General features: G+C 70.6%; 15 protein-coding genes and 3 pseudogenes. 8 read left to right on the top strand and 10 right to left on the bottom strand.

The window, feature by feature from the left end; all coding sequences use genetic code 11:
- Positions 1-46: 46 nt before the first annotated feature.
- A complete protein-coding gene (locus OG867_RS31230) occupies positions 47-688 on the bottom strand; it encodes a TetR/AcrR family transcriptional regulator (protein ID WP_406290518.1) in 642 nt (213 codons plus the stop codon).
- A 117-nt stretch (positions 689-805) separates the two neighbouring features.
- Between OG867_RS31230 and OG867_RS31225 the strand changes: the two genes are divergently transcribed.
- Positions 806-1,438, top strand: coding sequence for an NAD(P)H-dependent oxidoreductase (locus OG867_RS31225; protein ID WP_328898625.1), 633 nt, complete (start codon positions 806-808; stop codon positions 1,436-1,438).
- Between the two features lie 148 nt (positions 1,439-1,586).
- Here OG867_RS31225 and OG867_RS31220 read toward each other — a convergent pair whose 3' ends face one another.
- The 4 genes from OG867_RS31220 to OG867_RS31205 all read right to left on the bottom strand — a co-directional run bounded on the left by OG867_RS31220 (position 1,587) and on the right by OG867_RS31205 (position 6,272).
- Positions 1,587-1,916: a hypothetical protein gene (locus OG867_RS31220; protein ID WP_406290515.1), complete on the bottom strand. Its 330-nt coding sequence runs from the start codon at positions 1,914-1,916 to the stop codon at positions 1,587-1,589.
- 423 nt (positions 1,917-2,339) lie between these two features.
- Complete coding sequence (locus OG867_RS31215; protein ID WP_406290513.1) at positions 2,340-2,864, bottom strand: peptidylprolyl isomerase; 525 nt, start codon at positions 2,862-2,864, stop codon at positions 2,340-2,342.
- A gap of 539 nt (positions 2,865-3,403) precedes the next feature.
- Positions 3,404-4,090: a type 1 glutamine amidotransferase domain-containing protein gene (locus OG867_RS31210; protein ID WP_406290510.1), complete on the bottom strand. Its 687-nt coding sequence runs from the start codon at positions 4,088-4,090 to the stop codon at positions 3,404-3,406.
- A 487-nt stretch (positions 4,091-4,577) separates the two neighbouring features.
- The gene (locus OG867_RS31205) at positions 4,578-6,272 is read right to left on the bottom strand and encodes a RecQ family ATP-dependent DNA helicase (RefSeq protein ID WP_406290508.1); all 1,695 of its coding nucleotides are present in this window, start codon (positions 6,270-6,272) and stop codon (positions 4,578-4,580) included.
- A 194-nt stretch (positions 6,273-6,466) separates the two neighbouring features.
- Between OG867_RS31205 and OG867_RS31200 the strand changes: the two are divergent.
- Both OG867_RS31200 and OG867_RS31195 read left to right on the top strand, forming a co-directional pair.
- Positions 6,467-6,994: pseudogene (locus tag OG867_RS31200) on the top strand (TolB-like translocation protein); the annotation flags it as partial.
- A gap of 248 nt (positions 6,995-7,242) precedes the next feature.
- Positions 7,243-7,863 carry a TetR/AcrR family transcriptional regulator gene (locus tag OG867_RS31195; protein ID WP_406290506.1) on the top strand — a complete coding sequence of 207 codons (621 nt, stop codon included), beginning with the start codon at positions 7,243-7,245 and terminating at the stop codon, positions 7,861-7,863.
- Here the strand turns inward: OG867_RS31195 and OG867_RS31190 are convergent.
- Both OG867_RS31190 and OG867_RS31185 read right to left on the bottom strand, forming a co-directional pair.
- Positions 7,844-9,205 carry an MATE family efflux transporter gene (locus OG867_RS31190; protein ID WP_406290504.1) on the bottom strand — a complete coding sequence of 454 codons (1,362 nt, stop codon included), beginning with the start codon at positions 9,203-9,205 and terminating at the stop codon, positions 7,844-7,846. The genes OG867_RS31195 and OG867_RS31190 overlap by 20 nt on opposite strands.
- The gene (locus OG867_RS31185; protein WP_406290501.1) at positions 9,202-10,188 is read right to left on the bottom strand and encodes a phosphotransferase family protein; all 987 of its coding nucleotides are present in this window, start codon (positions 10,186-10,188) and stop codon (positions 9,202-9,204) included. Before OG867_RS31185 ends, OG867_RS31190 begins: the two co-directional genes overlap by 4 nt.
- A 361-nt stretch (positions 10,189-10,549) precedes the next feature.
- On the opposite strand from OG867_RS31185, the gene OG867_RS31180 reads away from it, so the two are divergent.
- Both OG867_RS31180 and OG867_RS31175 read left to right on the top strand, forming a co-directional pair.
- On the top strand, positions 10,550-13,063 hold the full coding sequence (locus OG867_RS31180; protein WP_406290499.1) for a Helicase associated domain protein: 2,514 nt from the start codon (positions 10,550-10,552) through the stop codon (positions 13,061-13,063).
- Positions 13,064-13,142: 79 nt separating this feature from the next.
- A pseudogene (locus OG867_RS31175) lies at positions 13,143-13,524 on the top strand (hypothetical protein); the annotation flags it as partial.
- On the opposite strand, the gene OG867_RS31170 reads toward OG867_RS31175, so the two are convergent.
- Positions 13,455-15,542 carry a LamG domain-containing protein gene (locus tag OG867_RS31170; RefSeq protein WP_406290496.1) on the bottom strand — a complete coding sequence of 696 codons (2,088 nt, stop codon included), beginning with the start codon at positions 15,540-15,542 and terminating at the stop codon, positions 13,455-13,457. The pseudogene OG867_RS31175 and the gene OG867_RS31170 overlap by 70 nt on opposite strands.
- 453 nt (positions 15,543-15,995) lie before the next feature.
- On the opposite strand from OG867_RS31170, the gene OG867_RS31165 reads away from it, so the two are divergent.
- From OG867_RS31165 to OG867_RS31155, 3 genes are all read left to right on the top strand, one after another.
- Complete coding sequence (locus OG867_RS31165) at positions 15,996-19,415, top strand: CARDB domain-containing protein (RefSeq protein WP_406290494.1); 3,420 nt, start codon at positions 15,996-15,998, stop codon at positions 19,413-19,415.
- A gap of 159 nt (positions 19,416-19,574) precedes the next feature.
- A complete protein-coding gene (locus tag OG867_RS31160) occupies positions 19,575-20,063 on the top strand; it encodes a hypothetical protein (protein WP_406290492.1) in 489 nt (162 codons plus the stop codon).
- Positions 20,064-20,175: 112 nt separating this feature from the next.
- Positions 20,176-21,429 (top strand): haloacid dehalogenase-like hydrolase, encoded by a 1,254-nt coding sequence (locus OG867_RS31155; protein WP_406290490.1) that lies wholly within the window; start codon positions 20,176-20,178, stop codon positions 21,427-21,429.
- A gap of 93 nt (positions 21,430-21,522) precedes the next feature.
- Here OG867_RS31155 and OG867_RS31150 read toward each other — a convergent pair.
- A pseudogene (locus OG867_RS31150) lies at positions 21,523-21,660 on the bottom strand (lytic polysaccharide monooxygenase); the annotation flags it as partial.
- Between the two features lie 15 nt (positions 21,661-21,675).
- Positions 21,676-22,914, bottom strand: a complete 1,239-nt coding sequence (locus OG867_RS31145) for a hypothetical protein (protein WP_406290488.1) — start codon at positions 22,912-22,914, stop codon at positions 21,676-21,678.
- Positions 22,915-23,251 lie beyond the last annotated feature (337 nt).

The raw sequence follows: 23,251 nt of genomic DNA, 5'->3' as shown, positions 1-23,251 counted from the left end.
CCGGCGTGCGCCACCCCGGCGACCTGCGCGTCGGTGGCAGGCCGACTTACGGCCGGCCGGTCGCACCGTCGGGCGAGGCGCCCAGCAGGCGGTGCACGAGGATGCTCCAGCTCTCGGCCAGTGGGCGCCCTTCGGCCGCGGAGAGGGGCCTGTCGGTCTCGGGCATGGCCAGGAACAGCAGAAGCGGGCCTTCGAGGGCGCCGGTCAGCTGGACGGCCAGGCTGTCCAGGTCGGGGAGATCGGCCTCGGCCTGTCCCAGCAGGACGCGCAGGTGCACACGTGTGATCGACGCCGGGCCGGCGGGAACGGGCTGATTCCGGTCGAGGGCGGCGCGGGCAACGCTGTGATGGTCCAGCAGGAAGGCGATCCTGGCCTGCCCATAGGCGACCATGCGGTCGAGCGCCGACGCACCCGGACCCAGCGGAGGCGGGCCGTACAGCACCCGTTCCTGGAAGGCGCGGTCTTCGGCGTCAAGCAGGGCGCGGAAGATGCCGGCGCGGGTGCCGAAGCGCCGGAAGACCGTGCCCTTGCCCAGGCCGGCGCGTTCAGCGAGGGCATCCATCGTGACGCTGCAGGAGCCCCCATCGGCGATCATCTCCCGGACGGCCGCCAGGAGCAGCTCGCGGTTGCGCACGGCATCGGCGCGTTCGGGGCGGGGCCGGCCCAGGGGGATGAGAGATCCGTTCACCTGTCCAACCTACCGCTCTCTCTAAACGGGGTATAGTCCGGTTAAGGGAGGCGGCGAAGTTCCCACCCCGGGCCTCTTGCCGCCCGCCCTCTACAACCGCCCTTGAGGAGTTCCCCCATGAACCTGTTCCGTCTGGACGCCAGCATCTTTCCGACCGCTTCGGCCAGCACCGAACTGGCCTCCCTGGTCGAGGCCGAGTGGACTGCCGCACACCCCGGCGCCACCGTGACGCGACGGCACATCGCCACCGACCCCCTCCCCTCCGATGCCTGGGCCCTGGCGACCACGGCCGGCTTCACCCCCGAGGCGGACCGGAGCCCGGCCCAGCGCGACGCTGCCGCTCTCGCGGCCACACTCGTAACGGAGCTGCGCGACGCGGACGCGGTCGTCCTCGCGGTGCCGTTCTACAACTTCGGGGTCTCCCAGCACTTCAAGGCATGGGTCGACCTCGTGATCGCCGGAGCCGGCCCCACCGACCCTGTGCTCAAGGGCAAGCCCACCGCCCTGATCACCACCATCGGCGGCGGCTACGGCCCCGGCACACCGCGCGAAGGCTGGGACCACTCCACTTCGTACCTTGAGCGCATCGTCCGCGACGTGTGGCAGGCCGACCTCACCCTGGTCAAGCGCGAGCTGACCCTGGCTGCCACCAATCCCGCCATGGAGCAGCTGCGCGACCTCGCGGACCAGCACCACACCGCCGCCAAGGAGCAGGCACGCGAGGCCGGACTCACCCTGGCCGGCAACTGACGCGGCCTGGTGTATTGATCACCGGCACTGTTGACGATCAGGCAGGAGCAGGGACGCGGGCGGTGGTCGGGCAGCGTTCCCGGCCACCGGTACGTGCACCGGGTCCGGCACGAACATCGCGTCAACCTCGACGGCCAACTGCACTCGCTCACCGGATGTCGCCGCTGATGCGCGACCCCATCACCGGGCCGGCGGGCCAGGCCGGCGTCACCCGCAGGCCGCCCGGTACAGCTCGATCACCTGCTGCGGACAGCGGACCTATCCGCCGGCCGCAGCGTCGGAAGTGCCGAGTGCACGGCTCCTGGACCGCCGCGAGGCCCAGTGGCAGCGGGGCTGCCGAGACGAGCATGATGACGATCGGCAGGCTGACTGCCCTGGGTTGCTCGGTGACCTTCGGGTCGCGGGTGAGGTCGCCATGGGCGGAGCCGAACAGCATCAGGGACGGCAGGGCGAGGAGGACGACATAGGCGATGAACACCGGTGAAGTCCACCGTGTTGACGTCGGCGCCAGTCAGGCCGGTGACGAAGGCGGCCTCCGCGCCGGGGCGGGCGGTGGCGATCACCTTCGCGCCACGCGAGGCGGCGAATTGCACGGCCGGGGCTCCCACGCCAACGCCGGCGTCCTGGGCGCCGCCGACGCTGCTCCCGACGCCTGGCGCCGCCTTGTCGCCCACATGATCCGTTCCTACGCCACCCCCGGCGCCCCGATCCTCCGCTGCCCGAGGCCCCCGCCCGGGCCGGCGATGGGGCGGTATCCTGAGGCGTTTTGGACTCGCGAGGTCGACGTAGGCGGATACCGAAGGAGCCGAAGAGCGATCAGTAAGGATCTTCGAGTGTCGCCGCAGCCGACACCGCACACCGCCAGGCATGTGCGGCGCGGGCGCGGCGACATCGTCGTGCGTCAGCGCCGGCAGGACGGCCGGACGTGGAGCAGCGCGGTCCGTAGTACAGGTGTGCCGTCGACCGGAGCCGGGTTCTCCGCGGTCGGCTCGATGCCTCCGGCAGCGACCTTGTCGAGTGTCACCAGACCGGCGGGGCCGACGGTGCCGAACACCGTGTAGTCCGGTCGCAATGCGGAGTCGCCGTAGACGACGAAGAACTGTGAACCGTTCGTATTCGGGCCGGCGTTGGCCATCGCCAGCAGGCCACGGCCGTAGAGTCGGCGCGTGCCCGTGGGGTCGGTGGCTGCGGGTGGCAGATCCACCGGCAGTTCGTCCTTGTACTTGTACCCGGGCCCGCCCTCGCCGGTGCCGGTCGGGTCGCCGCACTGCAGGACCTTCAGCGTCGGGTACGCGGTCAGGCGGTGGCACACCGTACGGTCGTAGAAGCCGTGCCGTGCCAGGTGCAGGAAACTCTGGACCGTGCAAGGCGCCTTGGCTCGGTCCAGGGCCAGCGGAAGCGGGCCCTGACTGGTCGGAACAGCCAAGTCGACCGTGCCGCGAGTGGGCGTGCGCCGTGGGTCGGGCGGCAGCGGAACGGGGCGCGCCGGCGGCTCGTCCGGGGTCTGGCTGTACGCGCAAGGACCATGCGTGGTGCGCGGCGTAACGCTGTTGGAAGCGGTGGCGGCGTTCCCCCCGGACATCACTAACGCCGCGGCCGCGAACGCACTGATCAGTGCTCGTCTCATCTTGCACGCCCTCCCGATCATCCCAGGTTTTGGAGCGGTCGCAGTCTAGTACTGCAACGGTTCCTATCGTGCCGGTTTGACGGTTTGGTCACTGATTCGTTCACGGGCGAGGACCGCTGTTGACTACGGCCGACAAGCTCAGCGGCAGGTCGAGTCCTGATCACATGGACAGTCAGGTCAGGACGAACGCCACGTCACCTTTCAGGCTCAATCGCCCGCCTGGCGCGGGCTCCGGCCCGTGGGACGAGCGTCGGAACCCCGGGAGCGAGCGCTCCCAGGGGTTGCGGTCGGCGTACCACCGGACCACGCCATCGGGCGTTCCCGAGGCGGTCGATTGCTCAGGCGTTGGCCGAGACGAACTCCACCAGAGCGTCGGCTGCGGGGCCTGAGGAGGCTGGATTCTGGCCGGTGATGAGGAGGCCGTCCTGGACCACGTAGGGCTGCCAGTCCGCCTGCTTGGTGTAGTTGCCACCAAGTTTCCTGAGCTCGTCCTCGACAAGGAAGGGAACGACTTCGGTGAGCTGGACGCCCTCCTCCTCCGTGTTGGTGAAGCCAGTGACCTTCCTGCCCTGGACGAGGGGCGTGCCGTCTTCGTTGCGGGTGTGGCGCAGTACGCCGGGTGCATGGCAGACCAGAGCGACGGGCTTGCCGGCGCGCAGGGTGGTCTCGATCAGGCGGGCGGAGCCGGCGTCCTCGGCGAGGTCCCACAGGGGGCCGTGGCCGCCGGGGTAGAAGACGGTGTCGTAGTCGTCGGCGTTGACGGAGTCGAGGCGGATGGTGTTCGCCAGTGCTGTCATGGCTTCCATGTCCGCCTCGAAACGGCGGGTCTGGTCGGTCTGAGCGTCGGGCTCGTTGCTCTTCGGGTCCAGCGGCGGCTGGCCGCCCTTCGGGGAAGCGAGGGTGATCTCCCACCCTGCTTCCTTGAAGCGGTGATAAGGGGCGGCGAGTTCCTCCAGCCAGAACCCGGTGGCACGGCCGGTGTCGCCGAGCCGGTCGTGGGAGGTGAGGACGACGAGGACCTTCATGATGATGTTCTCCTCAACGGAAAGGCGGTCTGAGCAGACGAGCCGTATGCGCGTCGTCGCGTGGAACGCGGTCACGGCACGTGCCGGGCGGCAGTGAGCCGGCCGGGCTGAGAGCCGAGGGATCTTGGGGGGACGCCGGGACGCCGTGATGACCCTCGACGGTGCGGGCCGCCGGTAGGTCGTGAATGCACCTTGCATCCCCGCGTGCTGGGCTGAGGCGCGGCCACTCGCATCCGACGTCATTGTTCGTACCCACCTAAACACGTTCCATGATCTTCGCCCTTCAGCAGTACACGCCGTGTTTCGCCCCCGGCGTTCGGGGCCTCACCGTCGGCGCGCTGGAGCGCGAGACTCCGGCCGTCCAGCCTCTGCCCAAGGGATGATTCGGCGTTCCCGCCGGGGGCAACCTCAGCTGCTGACCGCCGTGTCCAGGCCCGGCGCCGCACGCGGTGACGTGCGGCGCCGGTACGCCCTTCCCTCCCGTACGTCAGAGGACCGAGAGCAACCCCTGTTCCCGGGCGACGGTCAGGGACAGCGTGCGGTAGCCGACCGAGTCGAAGAGCACGGTCACCCGCTCCGCCTCGCCGCTCATCACCGAGCCGCGTCCCCACCGCTCGTGCTGTACCGACGCACCCGGCCGGAACGTGTGCTCCCCCGAGAGGAGTGACGGTTCGCCGATGAGCCCGCCGGTGCCCGCCAGCACTTCCGGGCCCAGGGTGACACCCCGCCCGTCCGCCTCGGCCGACGCGCAGCGGTCGCAGGAGCCGCACGATCCGGCCTCCTCGAATGCCTCTCCGAAGTACCCGAGCAGGAAGCGGCGGCGGCACCCATCGGTCTCGGCGTAGCCGCGCATCATGTCGACCCGCGACCGCTCCAGCCGCTTGTGGGCGTTGGCTCGTTCGGCGGCCCGCCGGGCGGCCTCGGAGGCACTGAACTCTCCCGTCGGCACCAGGTCTCCGGCGTCGTTGGTGCGTACGGCGGACACCTGCTCCAGGAGGTTGACCACGGCCGTGAGCCGGCTCGCCGTAAGGCGGGTCCGCTTGCGCAGCGCACTGGGGTGCACGGGACCGTCGTACTCCTTCAGTACCCGTGCCACCTGGGCCACCGTGTCCTGGTCCGGGCGGCCGCTCGCGAAGAAACGTTGCAGGCCGAGGTCCTTGGGCCGGTAGGCGAGGATCGCGCGGGCCGGCTTGCCGTCCCGGCCGGCCCTGCCGATCTCCTGGTAGTAGGCGTCCAGCGAGCCCGGCGCGGACGCGTGCAGGACGAAGCGCACATCAGGCTTGTCGATCCCCATGCCGAACGCGGACGTGGCCACCACGACGTCCAATGCCCCCTCCATGAAACGGTCGTGCACGTCGGAGCGCTCCTGCGCGGAAAGTCCCGCGTGGTAGGCGGCCGTGTCCAGCCCCAACAGGCCGAGCTCCTCCGCGTAGTCCTCCGCCTCCCGGCGCGTCGCCGCGTACACCAGGCCGGGTTTCGCTTCGGCCGCCGCGCGTTCCACGACGGCCCGCCGCTTGGCCGCCACGTCCCGGAACGCGATGACCTCCAGGTCGATGTTCGGCCTGTCGAAGCCGGTCACGATCTCGCGGACCTCACGCATGCCGAGCCGCGCCACGATGTCCTTCCGCACCGGAGCGGCGGCGCTGGCGGTGAGCGCGAGGACCGGCGGCCGCCCGATCCGCTCCACCACCTGCCCCAGCCGCAGGTACTCGGGGCGGAAGTCGTGCCCCCAGACCGATACGCATTGGGCCTCGTCGACCACGAACAGCGCAGGGCGCACCGCCGCCAACTGGCTGATCACCTCCTCCTTCACCAGTTGCTCCGGAGCCAGGAAGAGGAAGTCGACGTCACCCGCTCTGATCTGGTCCCACACCGCCGCGTTCTGTCTCTCGGTCTGGTTCGAGTTCACGGCCGCCGCGTCGGCCCCCTCACGCCGCAGCAGTCCCTGCACCTGGTCCCGCTGAAGGGCGATCAGCGGTGAGACCACGACGGTGGGCCCCGGCATCAGCAGCCCCGGCACCTGGTAGACGGCCGACTTCCCGGCGCCCGTGGGCATCACCACCAGCGTGTCGCGCCCCTCCATCACCGCCTCCATCGCCACCAACTGCTCCGGCCGCAGCTGCCGCCAGCCGAATACTTCCCGTGCCCTGCGCCGCAGACGGCGGGATGACGAACTGGTCATGTCGCTCCTCGTGTGATCACCCGGGAGCCCTCGACTGCGGCCCCGCACCCCCTGCTGCCCCGGATCGGGGCCTTGGCTCAGCACGACCACGGGATTGCTACGCACATGGGCTCCGCGTGCGGACGCCGAAGCAGCGGTACGGAGGCCGGGCATGATGTGTCTGCTCCATCCGCTCTTCACCCTGCCGGTAGCTGGCGTCCGACCCGTCGAGCCCGCGGGTCGCGTCTGAGGTCAAGTGCCTCCGCTTCCCTGCCGCTTCGGGCACCGGCGTGCGCCTCCGGGCGAAGCACGGCGCCCTCCAGGACACCTACCAGGCGGTGATCCTCGACGCCGGGCTGCGCGACTGGGCATTGCGACGTGCCCGGAATCCCGTCCCGGGCACGGGTCTCGCCCAGCGGGCGGTACGCGGCCTGGACGGCGTTCGTCGGCGGCGACTCCTACGCGGGCACGAACTTCTCGACGCGGGCAGCGATCGTCGACACCCGCACGGGGCGGCGGACGCCCCGTGGCACCTGTACGTCCTCGACCTCCGCACCGGCCACGAAACGGCCCTGTCGGAACCCCGCAGCGTTGACGACCAGGCGGTCTGGCACGACGACCGGACCCTGACGTACGCCCTGCCGGGCGACTACGGAGCCGACCTCTACACGATCCCGGCCGACGGAACGGGCACACCCCGACGCATCAGCACGGCGGCGGTGTCTCCGGCGTACATCGGCTGAGCGAACCGGTCACAGCGCGGGCAGGTGCTTCCGCAGCTCGCATGCCATGACCTCGCTCCGGCCTCGCCGGTCACCGGTGCTCCAGCCGTCACATCCCCCATGGCGCCCCCGCTGCCTGGGGAACGCACCTGCTTCCGGCGAGCCACCATCGTGTTTCCGCGCGTGCTTGACGTCCACTGGACGGGCCAGGGTGTCGTGCACTGCTCGGGATTCGGTCGCCCGGCTGCCGTCGCTGCGAGGATGGGGGTATGTCTGATGGTGGAGCCAGGGTGACGACGTCTTCGGAGGGGTACGCGAAGGGGCGTGCGCGTCGTGCGGAGATCGTGACCGCTGCTGTCGCGGTGTATGCGGACAAGGGGTTTCACAGTGCCTCGCTGCGCGAGATCGCGAAGCGGGCCGGGATCAGCCATGTGGGTCTCCACTACTACTTCCCCAGCCGTGAGGCGTTGTTGGCGGCGGTGCTGGAGCGCCGGGACGAGGAGGACTCCGCACTGCTCGCGCCGAAGGTGTTCACGCCCCGGGCGGTGGTGCGGCATCTGCTCGACCTGGCCGATCACAACGCCCGGCGTCGGGGCATGGTGGAGTTGTACGTGCGCCTCGCGGCGGAGGCGATCACCGAGGACCATCCCGCGCATCGGTACTTCCGGGAGCACTACAGGTCGACGCGGGAGTACGTGCATCGCGCGCTGCGGGAGCTTGCGGAGCGGGGGGCGTTGCGGGACGGGGTTGATCCGCGGGTGGCGGCGGCCGGGTTCGGGGCGTTGATGGACGGGTTGCAGGTGCAGTGGCTGACGAGTCCGGACGCGGTGGACATGGGTGCGGTGCTGGGCTCCTATGTCCAGCAGCTTCTCAAGGAGTCTTCGGCGTAGCGTCCCGCAGGCGTCGAAGGAGCAGGAGCGCGACCGCTGCGGTGGCCACTTCGCCGGTGGCCAGTGCTGCCCATACGCCGGTGGTGCCGAGTCGGCCGAGGACCGCGATCAACGGAACCTTGATCAGGAGCAGGGTTCCGATGGAGATCAGGTAGGCGGGTGCGGGGCGGCCCAGTGACTGGGCGTAGGCCGCTGCGAGAGGGCCGATCCCGGCGACGGCCATCCCCATGGCGATGACGGGGAGTGCGTGCCCGGCGGCGGTGATGGTGGCGGTGTCGCTCAGGAACAGGCCGGCCAGGGGTTCGGCGAGGGCGGCGAGCGCGGCGGCGGTGAGCAGTCCGTACAGGAGGGACGCGGAGAGGGCGTAGTCGCGGGCCTTGAGCGCGCGGCTGGTCAGGTTGCGGCCGGTGTTGTAGCCGACGATGGGCTGCAGACCCTGGCTGATGCCGGTGTGGGGCATCAGTACGAAGGTCTGGAGGCGGGCGCAGACGGCGTAGGCGGCGAGGGCGGTGGCCGATCCGGTGGCGGCGAGGGTGGCGTTGACGAGGACGGCAAGGAGGGTGACGCCGGTGCCGGCCAGGAACGAGGGAAGGCCGATGCCCAGCAGTGCTCGCAGCGTCGGGCCGTGGGGTATGAGGTCTCGCAGCGCGACGTGGTAGGGGCGCCGGCGCTGCAGGAAGAAGAACCACAGGCTCATCGCCGCCGAGACGGCCTGGCCGCCGACGGTTCCGAGCGCGGCGCCGCGTACGCCCATGCCGCATCCGAAGATCAGCAGCGGGTCGAGGGTGATCTGTACTGCGACGGGCACGAGCCACAGCAGCGTCGAGTACCCCATGCGGCCTTCGGCCCGTACCAGGCTGGAGAAGCCGGTGGACACCAGGGCCCCGCACAGCAGCACCACGGCGTACGGGCGGGCGGCGGCTCCCAGCTCGCCGGTCGCGCCGATCAGGGTGAGCAGCGGGTCGAGGAAGATCAGGCCGAGCGCGGTGGTAGCGGAGGCGCAGGCCCAGAACAGGGCGAAGGAGTTGCCGGCCGCGCGGGCGGCGGCCCGGTGGTCCCCCGTGCCCAGGGCGCGGGAGATCAGGGAGGCGCCGCCCGCGCCGACGGTGGTGGACACCGCGCCGAGCAGGAGCAGCAGCGGGGCGACCAGGTTGACGGCGGCCATCGCGGTGTCGCCCACGCCGTGTGCGACGAACCAGGCGTTGGTCAGGGCGTAGATGCCGTACACACCGACTGCGGCGGTGGTCTGGGTGCAGGTGCGCCACAGCAGCCCGCCGACCGGGTCGGTGCCGAGCCGGGTGGTGTGGTCGGCGGGTGCTGGGGCGGGGGTACGGGGTGTCATCGGCGGGTGCGGCCCAGCAGGGCCATCGCTTCGTGCAGGCGGGGCAGGGCGAAGTCGTACTGGTGGGTGTCGGTGTGGCCGCGGTAGACGGTCTCGATGACCATGATCAGCATGAGGTGGAGGCAGTACAGACGGCGGCGTATCCGCTGGGTCTCGGTCAGGTCCGGGTGGCCGTAGCCGCGCATGAAGGGTGCCGGGTCGCCGAAGGCGGACAGCTGGGTGCCGGTGAAGCCGGCCTCGATCAGCGGGTCGCCGTAGAAGGCACGTTCGTGGTCGATGATGCAGACGATCCTGCCGTCGCGGACCATGGCGTTGCCGGACCACAGGTCCCATTCGACCAGGCGGGGTTCGGTCACTTCATCGAGGCTGTCGGCGTGCTCGGCCACGGTGGCCCGCACGGTGTCGTAGTCCCAGCCGATCTCGACGCCCCGGCGCTCGCCGTCGGCCAGGACGTCCTCGGTCATCGTGGTGAACGCCTGGCGCCAGCTGGTGTGGCCGGGGCCGGCCAGCGGGCCGAAGTGCCCGCCACGGACGGAGTTGATCTCCCGGTTGAGCGAACCGAGCTGCTCCATCAAGGCGTCGTGCTCGGCCTCGGGAAGCGATTCGGCGATGATGCCCAGGTTGTCCGCGTCGATGTACGGCATGAAGAAGTAGTCGGCGTCGCACAGTTCCCGGCTCCGGTCGGCGAAATCGACCGCGGGTACCGGCACGGTGGTCTGTGCACGAAGTAGTTCCAGCGTGTTGAGCTCGATCGACATGGCGCCGTGCTCGTAGGTCATCACCTCGACCGCGGGCGGCGGGGCGATCTTCAGGACGACCTCGGCGCCGTCGCGCAGACGGATGCGGTAGGCGACGTTGAACCAGCCGTGGCCCAGCTCGCTGCACCAGTCCTCCCCGACCGGAACCCGCTCGGCCCCGTAGGCACGTTCGACCATGGCACGCAGCACCTCGGGTGACTGCCTGTTCTTCGTGATGCTCTCCACACCGGATCCCTTCAGCGACGGTTTCAGTGGCATCTGCCGGCACTCGACGTCCCCGGACCCCTGCGCCGAGTCGAGGCCACAGCCGGCAGGGAGGAGCCCGCGCAAATACTTACCAGCTGTTCGAAATCTTCTCCAGAGGGAAGAGTTCGTACGCCCCGAGGTGGTACCCACAGGAATCGCATGGCAGCAGCTGCACGCCCACGCCGAAAGCCGGAACACACGCCGGCACGCCGGGCGAAGTACGGTGACAAGCCCTCGGCCTCTCGCCGGGCGGTGAGCTGTACGGTCTCAGGCGCGGCCTTCCCGCTTCCCACCGCTCCCCTCTCACCCCGAGCGTCAGCGCAGATGAAAGCAGGAAAGCATGTCGAGCACGGGCCACGCCGACCCACGCGAGGCGGCGCAGCAGGAGGCCGTCCAGGGGGTTGTCCGCGCTCTCGAACTGCCTGCACGCTCGCTCGTGCCCGAGAGGGGGCTTCGGACTCAGGTGATCATGGCGACGGGGTCCGGGAAGACCCGGGTTGCGGTCCGCAGCGCGGAGAAGCTCCGTGCCGGGCGCGTGCTCGTGCTGGTCCCCTCGCTGGACCTGCTGACGCAGACCGAGGCCGCGTGGCGGGAGGCCGGCCGTACGGGCCCGATGATCGGGGTCTCGTCGCTGCGGGGCGAGGACGCTTCGTTTCCGAACACCACGGATGTCGAAGAGCTCGTCGGCTGGGTGCGGCCGTTCGACAAGGTCACTGTGTTCGCTACGTACGCCTCGCTCGGGCTCGGCACGCTGGAGCGCGCGCATGCCGCAGGCATTCCGGGCTGGGACCTGATCGTCGTGGACGAGGCGCACAGGACTTCGGGCCGGATCGGGAAGCCGTGGGCCGTGGTCCACGACAACACCCGCATCCCTGCCCTGCGCCGGCTCTACATGACCGCCACGCCACGTCTGTGGCAGCTGGACGAGGAAACCGGCCGCGGGGTGCCGGCCGAGTCGGTCACGAGCATGGACGACGACCCGGATGGACCGTTCGGCAGCAGGGCGTACACCCTTACCCTCTCGGAGGCCGTGGACAGGGGCATCTGTGCCCCGTACCAAGTCGTCTGCGTGGACATCACCGACACTCGGCTCCAGGCCACGCAGCTCCTCGGTGTGGAGGGCCGTTCGGCCGAAGTCCGGGGGACCCGGCTCGCCGCCCTCCAGACCGCCCTGCTCAAGGCGTCCTCCGCGGAAGGCTTCCGGCGTACGCTGACCTTCCACCACCAGGTCCGCGAGGCCGAAGCCTTCGCGGCCGGCCTCCCCGCCGTCGCAGCGAAACTCCACGCCCAGGATCCGGAGCTGTACCCGCGCGCCATCCGGGCCGACTGGCTGTGCGGGGAGCACAAGCCGCTCCACCGGCGCCGGGTGCTTGACGAGTTCGCGGCCGGGATCACCACGGACGGGGCCGTCGTGGAGAAGAGCTTCCTGGGGTCGGTGAAGGTTCTGGGCGAGGGCGTCGACACCCGCGACTGCGACTCCGTGTACTTCGCGGACGTACGCGGCTCCATGCCCGACCTCGTCCAGGCCGTGGGCCGGGCGCTGCGGATGCAGCCCGGTGAAGGCAAGATCGCCTCCCTCGTCGTACCCGTGCTCCTCGGGCCGGGCGAGACGGTCGACAACATGCTCACGTCACGGGCGTACGGCGGGCTCGCCAAGCTCCTGGAGGCACTCAGGGCGCACGACGCCCGAGTCGTGGAATGGCTCGCCGAGCCGCAGGCCCCCAGCACCTACACACCCGTACAGGGCCAAGAGGGCGAGACCGAGAAGGCCGAGACGGACGGTCCGTCGGGGCCGGCGCGGGAACTGCTGAAGTTCTCCGTGCCACGCGATCCGGCGCAGCTTGCCGCGTTCATCAACCTCCGTGTCCTCAACCCCGAGAACGAGCACTGGCGACGCGGTATCGAGGCCGCCGGCATCCACCACCGGTTGCACGGCGATCTGAAGGTGCCTTTCACCTTCCGCGTGCCCGCCACCGACGGCAGCGCGGTCGAGGAGGGCGGGGTGTGGCCGGTGTCGCTCGCCGGGTTCCCGCTCGGGCAGTGGACGGCCGACGCCCGGCGTTTCCACGCCCGGGGGGACATGGACGAGGACCGCGTCGCCCAGCTGGAGGAGCTGGGCATGGTCTGGTCGCACTACGACGTCGCGTGGGAGGAGGGCCTCGCGGCGGCGCGCGGGTGGGCGGCCGAGGCAGGCCACCTCCTCGCCCCCACCGACGCCGTCCACCAGGGGTACCGAGTCGGGGTCTGGTTGAAGAACGCACGGGCCGCAGCCCGCAGGGCGGCCGAGAACGAACGGCGGCACGCCGAGGGGTTGCCGGTTCACTCGTCGGGCGGGGTCTTGTCGGATGAGCGGCGTGAGCAGTTGGAGGGGATCGATCCGTCGTGGTGCCCGGCGTGGCCGGTGACGTGGCAACGCTGCTTCCACCTCGTCCGCCTCCACCTGGACGCCGGCCATCCGCTGCCCACCGAGCCCGGCGACGTCATGGACCAGGGCGCGGACCTCGGCCGGTGGGTTCGCTCGGTGAGGCTGGGGTGGAACGGCCTGACGGCCGTGCAGCAGTGGCTGTGCGGGCAGGTCCTCGGGATCGACCCGGCGGGCGAGAACGAGAAGCCCGAGCCGCGCCGTACACAAGCCGACAAGTGGGCGCTGAACTACCGGGCCGCCAAGCAGTTCTACGAGCGCGAAGGGCACCTCCACGTACCGAGGAAGTGGATCGAACGAGCCGTCAGCGAGGATCAGGAGGAGCATGCGCTCCGGCTGGGAGCATGGGTCGGGAATCAGCGCAGCCGGGCCGCGAAGCTGTCCCCGGAGCGAGTGGAACTGCTGTCCGCCGTCGGAATGCGCTGGGCATGAGGGCCGTCATCGCCGCCGCGCTCGCGGTCGGCTGCCTGTGAGCACCTCCGGGCCGGCACCCAGGATGGCTGCCAGGACCGGCCCCCGCGCCGGGCAGGGCGTGGCCTCCGCCCTGAACGACGTCACCCGCGGACTCGGCACCGCTCTGGGTGCCGCTCTGCTCGGCGCCCTCCTGGCACGGCGGCTACCGCGGCGCCATCGACGGGAGGCTCGCCGGCATCCCCCGAGGGGCTGCCGAAGCCTTCCAGGATGCGCAGTGCCGCGTCCTGCCAGGGGTCGCGGGCGAATTGGGTGCCCACCCGGGGTCGGGCGTCGATGATGTCGAAGAATCCGAGGCCGGTCCGGACGAGGTGGCCGGCCGACGACGCGGTCGCCCTCGGCCGGCGCGGTTCTACAGGTCCGAGTGCTCGCCCGGTTCCGAGAGCCGGTGGATCTCAGCGGGTGACAACAGGCCGGCGTAGGTACGTACTTCGTCCACGTCGCCGTCGAGGTGGTGGAACCCGCCCTGACCGTCACCGTCCCGGCCGACCTGGAGCGCTCGGTAGGCGTTCCAGGCGTCGGTCGCGGAGTACGGGGCGCTGTCGGCGAGCGTGCCGTCCACGAAGAGGCGGACCTGCCCGGCCTTGCTGTCGTACTGCAGCGCGAGGTGGTGCGTGCCGTCGCCGTAGGGGGCGGTCAGTGTGGTCGCCGGTGCCCCGGCGGTGTCGGCATGGGCGAAGACGGCTTCCCAGGTGCTGTCGCTCCCCCGGTAGCGCAGGGTGAAGGCGTCGGTCTCGTCGCCGCCCTGGGCGAAGATCGCCATGTCCTGTTCGGGCAGCCACTGGTGCAGCCGTACCTGGGCCGTGACGGTGTAGCTCCGGTCGGTGTCGACCTGGTGGCCGTCGCTGTCGAGGTGGTCACCGTCGCCGTCGAGCGAGATGCTGCCCTCGCCGGTCAGCGGGTCGGTCGTGTCCAGGTGGGCGTCGCCGGAGAGGATGAGGCTCTGGCTTCCGCCGGCATCCGGCGTGTCGGTGTACGAGTCGTCGGTGCGCACGGTGTTCATCGCCCAGTACCCGGTGCGCTGCGGTGTGCGGTGGCCGATGCCGGCGATCTCGTCGGGCAGCACGATCCGGTCCCAGACGCGGACATCGGCGATGTCTCCGTGCCAGGCGCCGGTCCAGTGGGTGCCGTCGTCCTCCAGTTCGCGCCCGATCTGCAGGTATCCCTGATGGGTGTCGGCGGGGACGGCGGCGCCGCCGGACGCGGCGAGGGCGCCGTCGACGTAGAGCTGCGCGGTCCCGGTCACCGGGTTGTAGACGCCGGTGAGGTGGGACCAGTCCCCCGGCGTCGGGGAGCCGCCTGTGACGCGGGTCGCGCCGTCCGTCCCGGGGAGGGAGAAGGTGAAGGAGGGCTGTCCGTCCTCGCCGAGGGCCGTGCCGAGGGTGAAGTTGGAGTGTGCCAGGAAGCCGGTCTGGCTGACCGCCGTCATGCCCCGGTCGGTGTCCTCGGGACGGACCCACGCGCTGACGGCGAAGGTCTTGGTGGCGTCCGCGGCCGTGGTCTCGGCCACGAGACCGGCGCTGTAGGAGCCGTCGAACGCGGCGGCGCCCACGGCGGTCGTGCCGCTCGGGCCCTCGGCACCGAAGGTGACGCCCGCCTTCACCCAGGCCGGAATCCCGCCGACTGCCGCCTCGGCGCTCACGGAGCCCACGGGGTCGTCCAGCTTCCACCGGGCGACGTCGCCCGCGGGCGATCCGACCCGGATGAAGTACCGGGTGGGCTCGCTGACGTTCCCCGCCCCGTCGACCGACTGGACCTCCAGGGTCGTCACTCCGGGGGAGGGCGGCGTCAGCCGCACGGTCACCGGCCCCCCGGGCTCGTCCGGTCGCGCGGTGGCCAGGGCCGCTCCCACGCCGAAGGCGTAGCGATACGCGATGACGTCGGGAGAGGACGAGGCGAAGGTGAAGGCCGGGTAGCGGCCCACGGCGTCCACCCACTCGTCGCTGCCGAGCGGTACGTCGGGCGAGGTGACCTGGGGCGCGGCCGGTGCGTGGACGTCCTTGACGTACTGGCACCGGCCCTGGTGCAGCGAGTCGCTCCAGGGGCCGTAGCCGTCGGCGTCCTTGGCCCGCACCCGCCAGCTGACCGGGCCCTCGGGGACCGTGTCCGGGACCGTCCAGGAGAACGACGACCCGTCGGCCTTGAACGAGGTGGCGGCCCGCAGACGGCTCGGCGATGTGGAGCCCTCGGTGTTCCAGGTGACTTCGAACTGCGCGCTGACCGGATCGCCGTCGGGGTCGTCCAGTACGGCCCGGAGGGTGGGTGAGAACCGCACGTCGGTCGGCGTGACCGCATCGCAGGGCAGGTCCCCCGTGGTCAGTTGGCCGAGGGACGGCCGTGCCGGTCGCTGCCCGGACACCGCGAAGGCGGGCAGCGAGGTCCCCATGGCCATCCCCGCGGCGAGTGCGACGGTCAGTACGCGAAACGTGGATCTTGGCAAGATACGACTCCCGGTCGGTCGGCACGGGGACCCGCCTCATGGCATGGCCGAAACGGGCGGCCCGCCCTCCGGTCCGTCCCCCCTCGCAGGTGAAGCGCTGTCACCAGTGCTCCATCCGCCCCGTCGTGACCTTATCGGTGGGGTGTGACACCCGCTCAGATATGCGTACCGGCGGGCCAAGGGCCCCCGCCCGGCGGAACGTCACCCCGTGCTGCGGAACCCGTCCCCACCTCCGCCTGACGTTCCCGTTCCGCTTGCTGCACGGTGCGTCATCTCCGACCGCCGAGCGTCACAACGCGGTCAGAACCGTTGACAAATCTTTAACCTGTCAGAAATCTATCTCCATGTAGCCGCAAAACCTTGACTCATTCACTCAAAAAATCATCACCACCCTTCTTGGGTGCGGGACTTCGCCCCGCCTCTCTCCCCACCCCTCATCGAACAGAGGACAGCATGAGACGGAAGTCATCCGCCCGACGGCTGGTCACCGGGCTGCTCGCGGCCTGTCTGGTCCCCCTCGGACTCCTTCCCGTCACGGCTCACGCCGCCGCGCCCCCGGCTGTCGCCGGGCCCAACCTCGCCCTGGGCCGCCCGGCCACCGCCGGCGGTGCCAACGGCGAGTACGGCGCGGGCAACGTCACCGACGGGAACCAGGCCAGCTACTGGGAGGGCCCCGGCGGCTCGTTCCCGCAGTGGGTCCGGGTGGACCTCGGCGCCAGGACGTCCGTCAACGAGGTGACCCTCAAGCTCCCCACGACATGGGAGGCGCGCGACGAGACGCTCACCGTGCAGGGCAGCGCCGACGGCGACACCTGGAGCACCCTCTCCGGTTCCGCCAAGCGCACCTTCACCCCCGCCGCCGCCGGCGCCGTGACTCTCGGCTTCGGCGCCACCGACGTCCGGTACGTCCGGGTGCAGGTCACCGCCAACACCGGCTGGCAGGCCGCGCAGCTCTCGGAGCTGGAGGTCCGCGGTGCGGGCGGCGGAAGCGACCCGGGTGACCCCGGTACCCCGCCCACCGGCACCAACCTCGCCAAGGGCAAGCCCGTCGAGGCCAACGGCTACGTCCACACCTTCGTCCCCGCCAACGCCAACGACGGGGACGCGAACACGTACTGGGAGTCCGCCGGACTGCCGGGGCAGCTCACCGTGAAGCTCGGCGCCGACGCGGACCTCTCCGCCGTCGTCGTCAAGCTCAACCCCGACTCCGCGTGGGGCGCGCGGACGCAGGCGATCGAGGTGAGCGGGCGCGGCCAGAGCGCCTCCGGCTTCACCACGCTCAAGGCGCGCGCCAACTACGACTTCAGCCCGGCGGGGAACAAGAACACCGTGACCATCCCGGTCTCCGGCCGCGCCGCCGACCTCCGGCTCGCGCTCAGCGCCAACTCCGGTGCGCCCGGCGGGCAGATCGCCGAGGTCGAGGTCGTCGGCACCGCCGCACCCAACCCCGACCTCACGCTCACCGACCTGAGCTGGACGCCCGCCTCCCCGTCCGAGAAGGACGCGGTGAGCGTCAAGGCGACCGTCCGCAACGCCGGAACGGCCGCCTCCCCGGCCACCACCGTCGCCGTCAGTCTGGACGGTACGGTCGCGGGCACCGCCGCCGTTGGCACGCTCGCCGCCGGCGCCTCGGCGACCGTCACGGTGGACACCGGCAAGCACCCGCAGGGCTCCTACGCGGTCTCCGCCGTGGTGGACCCGAACAACACCGTCGTCGAGCAGGACGACAGCAACAACAGCCGGGCGGGCGGCACGCCGCTCGTCGTCGCGCAGAGCCCCGGACCCGATCTCCAGGTCACCGGCATCGCCACCAACCCGGAGAGCCCGGCGAGCGGGGCGAGCGTCAGCTTCACAGTCACCGTGAAGAACCGCGGCACGAGCGCCGTCACGGCCGGCACCGTCACCCGGCTGACGGCCGGGACGACCACGCTGAACGGCACCACCCCCGCCGTCGCGGCCGGCGCATCCGTCCAGGTGCCGATATCCGGCACGTGGACGGCGGCCAACGGCGGCGCGACGCTCACCGCGAGCGCCGACGCGACGAACACCGTCGCCGAGACCGACGAGAACAACAACACCTTCGCCCGTTCGATCGTCGTGGGCCGGGGCGCCGCCGTGCCGTACACCGAGTACGAGGCCGAGAACGGCACGTACACCGGCAAGCTCCTCACCACCGACGCCAAGCGCACCTTCGGCCACACCAACTTCGCCACGGAGTCCAGCGGGCGCAAGTCGGTGCGCCTCGACAACACCGGTGAGTACGTCGAGTTCACCTCCACCAACCCGACCAACTCGATCGTGGTACGCAACTCCATCCCGGACGCCGCCGCGGGCGGCGGGCAGGCCGCGACGCTCAGCCTCTACGCCGACGGAAAATTCGTCCGCAAGCTCGACCTCTCCTCGAAGCACTCGTGGCTCTACGGCTCGACCGACGACCCCGAGGGCCTGACCAACACCCCCGGCGGGGACGCGCGGCGCCTCTTCGACGAGGCGAACGCGCTGCTCGCCCAGACCTATCCGGTGGGCACCACGTTCCGGCTGCAGCGCGACGCCGGGGACTCCGCGGCCTTCTACATCGTGGACCTGGTCGACCTGGAGCAGGTCGCCCCGGCGAAGACGAAGCCCTCCGAGTGCACCTCGATCACCGAGTACGGCGCCGTCCCCAACGACGGTATCGACGACACCGACGCCCTCCAGCGCGCCGTCATGGCGGACCAGGCCGGTCAGATCTCCTGCGTCTGGATCCCGGCCGGGCAGTGGCGCCAGGAGCAGAAGATCCTCACCCCCGACCCGCAGCACCGCGGCCAGTACAACCAGGTCGGCATCAAGAACGTGAAGATCGTGGGCGCCGGCATGTGGTACTCGCAGCTCTACACCCTCACCCAGCCGCAGGACGCCGGCGGCATCAACCATCCGCACGAGGGCAACTTCGGCTTCGACATCGACGACAACACGCAGATCTCCGACATCGCCATCTTCGGCTCCGGACGGATCCGCGGCGGCGACGGCAACGCGGAGGGCGGCGTCGGCATCAACGGGCGTCTCGGGAAGAACACCAAGATCTCCAACGTGTGGATCGAGCACGCCAACGTCGCTGTCTGGGTCGGCCGCGACTACTCCAACATCCCCGAGCTGTGGGGGCCGGGCGACGGCCTGGAGTTCAGCGGGATGCGGATCCGCGACACGTACGCGGACGGCATCAACTTCACCAACGGCACCCGTAACTCGACCGTCTACAACTCGTCCTTCCGCAACACCGGCGACGACTCGCTCGCCGTCTGGTCGAGCAAGTACGTCAAGGACACCTCGGTCGACGTCGGCTCCAACAACCACTTCCGCAACAACACGATTCAACTGCCCTGGCGGGCCAACGGGATCGCGATCTACGGCGGCTTCGGGAACACCATCGAGAACAACGTCGTCTCCGACACGATGAACTACCCGGGCATCATGCTCGCCACCGACCACGACCCGATCCCCTTCAGCGGCCAGACGCTCATCGCGGGCAACACCCTGAACCGCACCGGCGGGGCGTTCTGGAACGAGGACCAGGAGTTCGGCGCCATCACGCTCTTCGCGCAGGCGACCAGCATCCCCGGCGTCACCATCCGGGACACCGACATCTTCGACTCCACGTACGACGGAATCCAGTTCAAGACGGGCGGCGGCCAGTACACCGGGACGAAGATCTCCGACGTACGCATCGACAACTCGAACAACGGCTCGGGCATCCTGGCGATGAGCGGTGCACGCGGCGACGCGACCCTCTCCAACGTGACGATCTCGAACTCGCGCGACGGCGACCTGCTCGTCGAGCCGGGCTCGCAGTTCACCTTCACGGGCAGCCCCGCGAAGGGGGCCGCCAAGCGCTGATCCGATACTCGCCCGCGGCCCCGCCCGCGTCTCCTCAGGGGGACGCGGGCGGGGCCCTGTGCCGTGGCGTGCTGCTTACGGTTGGTATGCGGCCCAGTACTACCGAGGGTGGTGCGTCGCCCGCCGGTCTTCCCCGGGACGGGCATCCGGTTGCCTGCCGTGGCCCTTGAACGCTTCCGGTGGACCGGCGGCCACGCCGACGTCTGGCCGATCTTCCGCGATCCCGGGGCGCTCGCCGCGGTGGTCCGCGGGCCGGCCGGTCCGTTCCGGGACGGCGGCGTCACGGCCGTCCGCGGCGTCGAGTCGCGGGGATTCCTCCTCGGCGCGGCAGTGGCCGTCGAACTCGGTGTCGGCTTCGTCGCCGTACGCAAGGGCGAGGGGATCTTCCCGGGGGACAAGGTCACCCGGCGCAGCGACCCCGACTACCGGGGCACTCGCCAGGAGCTGCGTCTGCAGCGGGCGGCGGTGGGCCCCGGGGACCGGGTGCTGCTCGGCCCGTTCCGGATCCCGCACAAGCACACGATCAGATGGCCCGTCGGTGGCAGCCGGTGCGATGGGAACAGCCTGTCGCTCGCACAGCGCCCGCTCAATGAGTTCCACAAGCGGGGGGTTTCGCTCCCCCGGACTGCCGTGAACCGCGTGACGTGAGCGGCCGTCAGCCGCTTCCGCGGATGGAAGCGTGCCCTCTCTACATCGCTGAAATACTGATGTACCGTCCACTCGCATGCGTACCCGTCTTGTTCTCGCATGGACCTCAGCTGTGACGGCCGCACTCGCGGTCGTGGCCGCGACCGGCCCCGTGGCTGCCGCACCGGCCGGTCGCGGCGGCGTTACGCCGGCGGCCCGCTGCCCGCAGCTTTCCCACGATCTCCCCTGGTACGGCGGCAACAGAGCCCAGCTGCAGCGCATGATCGATGAGCGCGGCACGTGCCATGGCAGCAGGGGGCCGCGCCCGGTCGCGGCGTTCGACTGGGACAACACCATCACCAAGAACGACGTCACCGACGCCACCATCAGCTGGTCCCTGCGACACGACAAGATCCTTCGGCCCGCCAGCTGGAAGGACACCAGCAAATGGCTGACCAGCACCGCGAACCAGGCACTCACCGATGCCTGCGGAACCGAGGTGGAGGTGGGCGCGCCCCTTCCCACCTCCACCAATGACCGCTGTGCCGACGAGATCCTCCAGATCCGTGAGGACGGCACCACGATGAGCGGTGAGGCCGCCTTCGCGGGGAAGTGGAACCACCGGCGGACCGTGCCGCAGTACGCGTGGGTGCCACAGCTGTTCGCCGGGCACACCGTCCCCGAACTGCGCGCGTACACCGAGGCCGCCCGCGCGGAGGCCCTCGCCGCGCCGGTCGGCGCGACCCGCACCGTCGGCACCCACGTCCTTCCCGCCTATGTGCGGTACTACGAACAGCAACGCGACCTCGTCCGGACGCTCCAGAAGGCCGGATTCGACGTCTGGATCGTCTCGGCGGGCTCCGAGCCGGTCACCGAGGTGTGGTCGCGCGGCATCGGGATCGACCGTGCGCACACCGTCGCGATCCGGTCCGTACTCGACCGCAGGGGCCGCATCACGACCAGCAACGAGGGCTGCGGCGACGTGGGCGTCACCCAGGGCGAGGCCATCCCGTACATCGACGGCAAGCGTTGCTGGATCAATCAGGAGATCTACGGGATCAAGGGCCGGGCCGCCTGGAACCGGCAGGCTCCCCAGCGGCGGATCGCGCTCGGCGGCGGTGACGCCGACACCGACGTGACGTTCGTCGGCGATGCCACGGGAGCGCACCTCGTGCTCAACCGGAACAAGAACGAGGTGATGTGCCGCGCCTACGACAACGCCGACGGCCGCTGGGTCGTGAACCCCATGTTCATCGAGCCGCTGCCCCGCCGGACCACGGCGTATCCCTGCTCGACCGCCGCCTACACCGAGCCCGGCGGCACCCTGGGCCCGGTACGGCGTGGGGACGGCAGCGTCGTTCCGGACCAGCGGGACACGGTGTACTGAGCGGGGAGCCCCGTCGGAGCAGGGTCTCCCCGCTCCGACGGGGCTCGGTCGGCCTGGCTGTGCTCAGTGGTGCGAGGCGCGGTGTTCCCCGGCTCAGCCGTAGTTCACGTCGCTGCGCCACATGTATGCCTGGTCGAGGTGTGATGCCTGCCAGATCACGAACATGACGTGGTGTCCGGTGCAGCCGGAGGTCTGGACGGGAAACGTGATGTCCTGGGCAGACGCGTACGAGGACATGAGTGGCAGTCAGACCGTTAGCAGGCCCGGGAATTGGCCGTGGTTCATGTCCGGGGCGGTGACAGCCAGCCAGCCGTGGCCGCGTACGACCGTGTCGAACACGCCCACCAGGTCCAGGTCGACCGACAGGTCTCCGCACACGTCGCGGACGCCGCCCGTGATGTCGTCGGGGTCCTCGTCGTCTTCCTCATCCTCGTCCAGGTCGCCCTCGCCCGCGTACTGCCGGACCATCCGGCCGTCCTCGGCGGCGAACCAGATGTCCGCGCCGCCGGCGTCGTCCACGAAGAAGAGCTGGGCCCGCCCGCATGCGGCGCTGACACGCTCCACCGTCTCGACCATGTCGTTCCAGTCGTCGTAACCGACGAGCTGGGGGAACTGACCGAACACCAGCCGCCAGCCGTCCAGTTCCGGTGTGACGAAGGCCCGGCTGATGCCGCGCGAGGGGTCGTTCGGGCTCGGGTTCGCCATCTCCTCGCACATCGCGGCCGCCACACCCGTCTGGACCGGCACCGGGCGCGGGTCGTGCAGGCCCAGCGCTTCGAAGACACCCTCGTACGTGGCCCCGGGCACGGCCAGCCACCAGGCGCTGAGCTGGGTGTCCGGCACCGCGCGGACACTGCCCGGGAGCTTCACGCGCAGCAGCCGCTCCACCAGCATGCGGTCGCGTTCTTCGAGCGCGTCCAGCCCGCCGCCCTCGATCAGGACACCGAGCGCGCCACGCCGTACCGGCCGAGGCGCAGCCGGGTCCCGGCACAGCTCCCGGAGCCGCGGCGCATACGAGTCCCACAGGGCGCGGAGATACGTGCCGGGCTCGCCGTAGAAACCGCCGCCGAGGCCGGCCTTCTCCACCAGGGCCCGCAACCCGGCCTCGGAGTCCACGCGCAGCCTGAGCAACCCCTCGAAGCCGCTGTTCGCCTGCCAGCGGTCGGGATCGAGGGCCAGGGCCGCGTACTGCCCGGCACAGCGCTCATCGAAGACACGCAGCAGCCGGGACCTGAGCCATCCGTCCACCTGCCCGGCGCGCGCCGCCGCGAGAACGGCGTCGAAGGCCGGCGGACCGATACGGGTCAGCACCTCCCCGTACACCGTGAGGCGCTGCGGCGAATGGTCATCGCGCACCCGGCTCAGCAGCCCCGGCAGCGCGTGCTCGCCGTGTGCCGCCAGCCGCTCCACCGCGGTGGCCACGCGTGCCGAGTCACCGTTGTTCAAATCCTCGATGAGCTCTTCGACCCCGCGTTCGATTTCCATGCGGGGATCCTAACGAAACGCCCTTGACACCGCGTCCCGCTGATCACACAGTTCTCCCCCGCCGAGCGCAACGGCGTTGTGCTCGGCGCACCAGGAACAGCAAGGGAAGGGACGAGGCCATGAACGAGGTGACCGGCGCGATGACGCGGACGTCCCGGGCCCACCCCAGCCCGGCGTTCTGCCGGGGGGCGGACCGCGCCCTGCTCGCCTTGCTGTCGTTCACCGAGCGGCACCCCGAGGGGGTGAGCGAGAAGGCGCGCCGGGGAACACAGCGGTGTGCTGCCGTCGCTGGTCCGGCCGATCCTCGCCGGGCCGCTGCGCGAGACCGGCGAAAGCG

Origin of the sequence: Streptomyces sp. NBC_00209 (genome assembly GCF_045206345.1) — a bacterium.
GTDB lineage: Bacteria > Actinomycetota > Actinomycetes > Streptomycetales > Streptomycetaceae > Streptomyces.
Note: the sequence above shows the minus strand (reverse complement) of the source record. Positions and strands in the feature narration are given on the sequence as shown.

What these genes read in the sequence shown, in the direction of transcription:
- OG867_RS31225 (WP_328898625.1), top strand. Translation starts at nt 806, where the DNA reads ATGAACCTGTTCCGTCTGGACGCCAGCATCTTTCCGACCGCTTCGGCC.
- OG867_RS31210 (WP_406290510.1), bottom strand. Translation starts at nt 4,090, where the DNA reads ATGAAGGTCCTCGTCGTCCTCACCTCCCACGACCGGCTCGGCGACACC.
- OG867_RS31205 (WP_406290508.1), bottom strand. Translation starts at nt 6,272, where the DNA reads ATGACCAGTTCGTCATCCCGCCGTCTGCGGCGCAGGGCACGGGAAGTA.
- OG867_RS31195 (WP_406290506.1), top strand. Translation starts at nt 7,243, where the DNA reads ATGTCTGATGGTGGAGCCAGGGTGACGACGTCTTCGGAGGGGTACGCG.
- OG867_RS31190 (WP_406290504.1), bottom strand. Translation starts at nt 9,205, where the DNA reads ATGACACCCCGTACCCCCGCCCCAGCACCCGCCGACCACACCACCCGG.
- OG867_RS31180 (WP_406290499.1), top strand. Translation starts at nt 10,550, where the DNA reads ATGTCGAGCACGGGCCACGCCGACCCACGCGAGGCGGCGCAGCAGGAG.
- OG867_RS31165 (WP_406290494.1), top strand. Translation starts at nt 15,996, where the DNA reads ATGAGACGGAAGTCATCCGCCCGACGGCTGGTCACCGGGCTGCTCGCG.
- OG867_RS31145 (WP_406290488.1), bottom strand. Translation starts at nt 22,914, where the DNA reads ATGGAAATCGAACGCGGGGTCGAAGAGCTCATCGAGGATTTGAACAAC.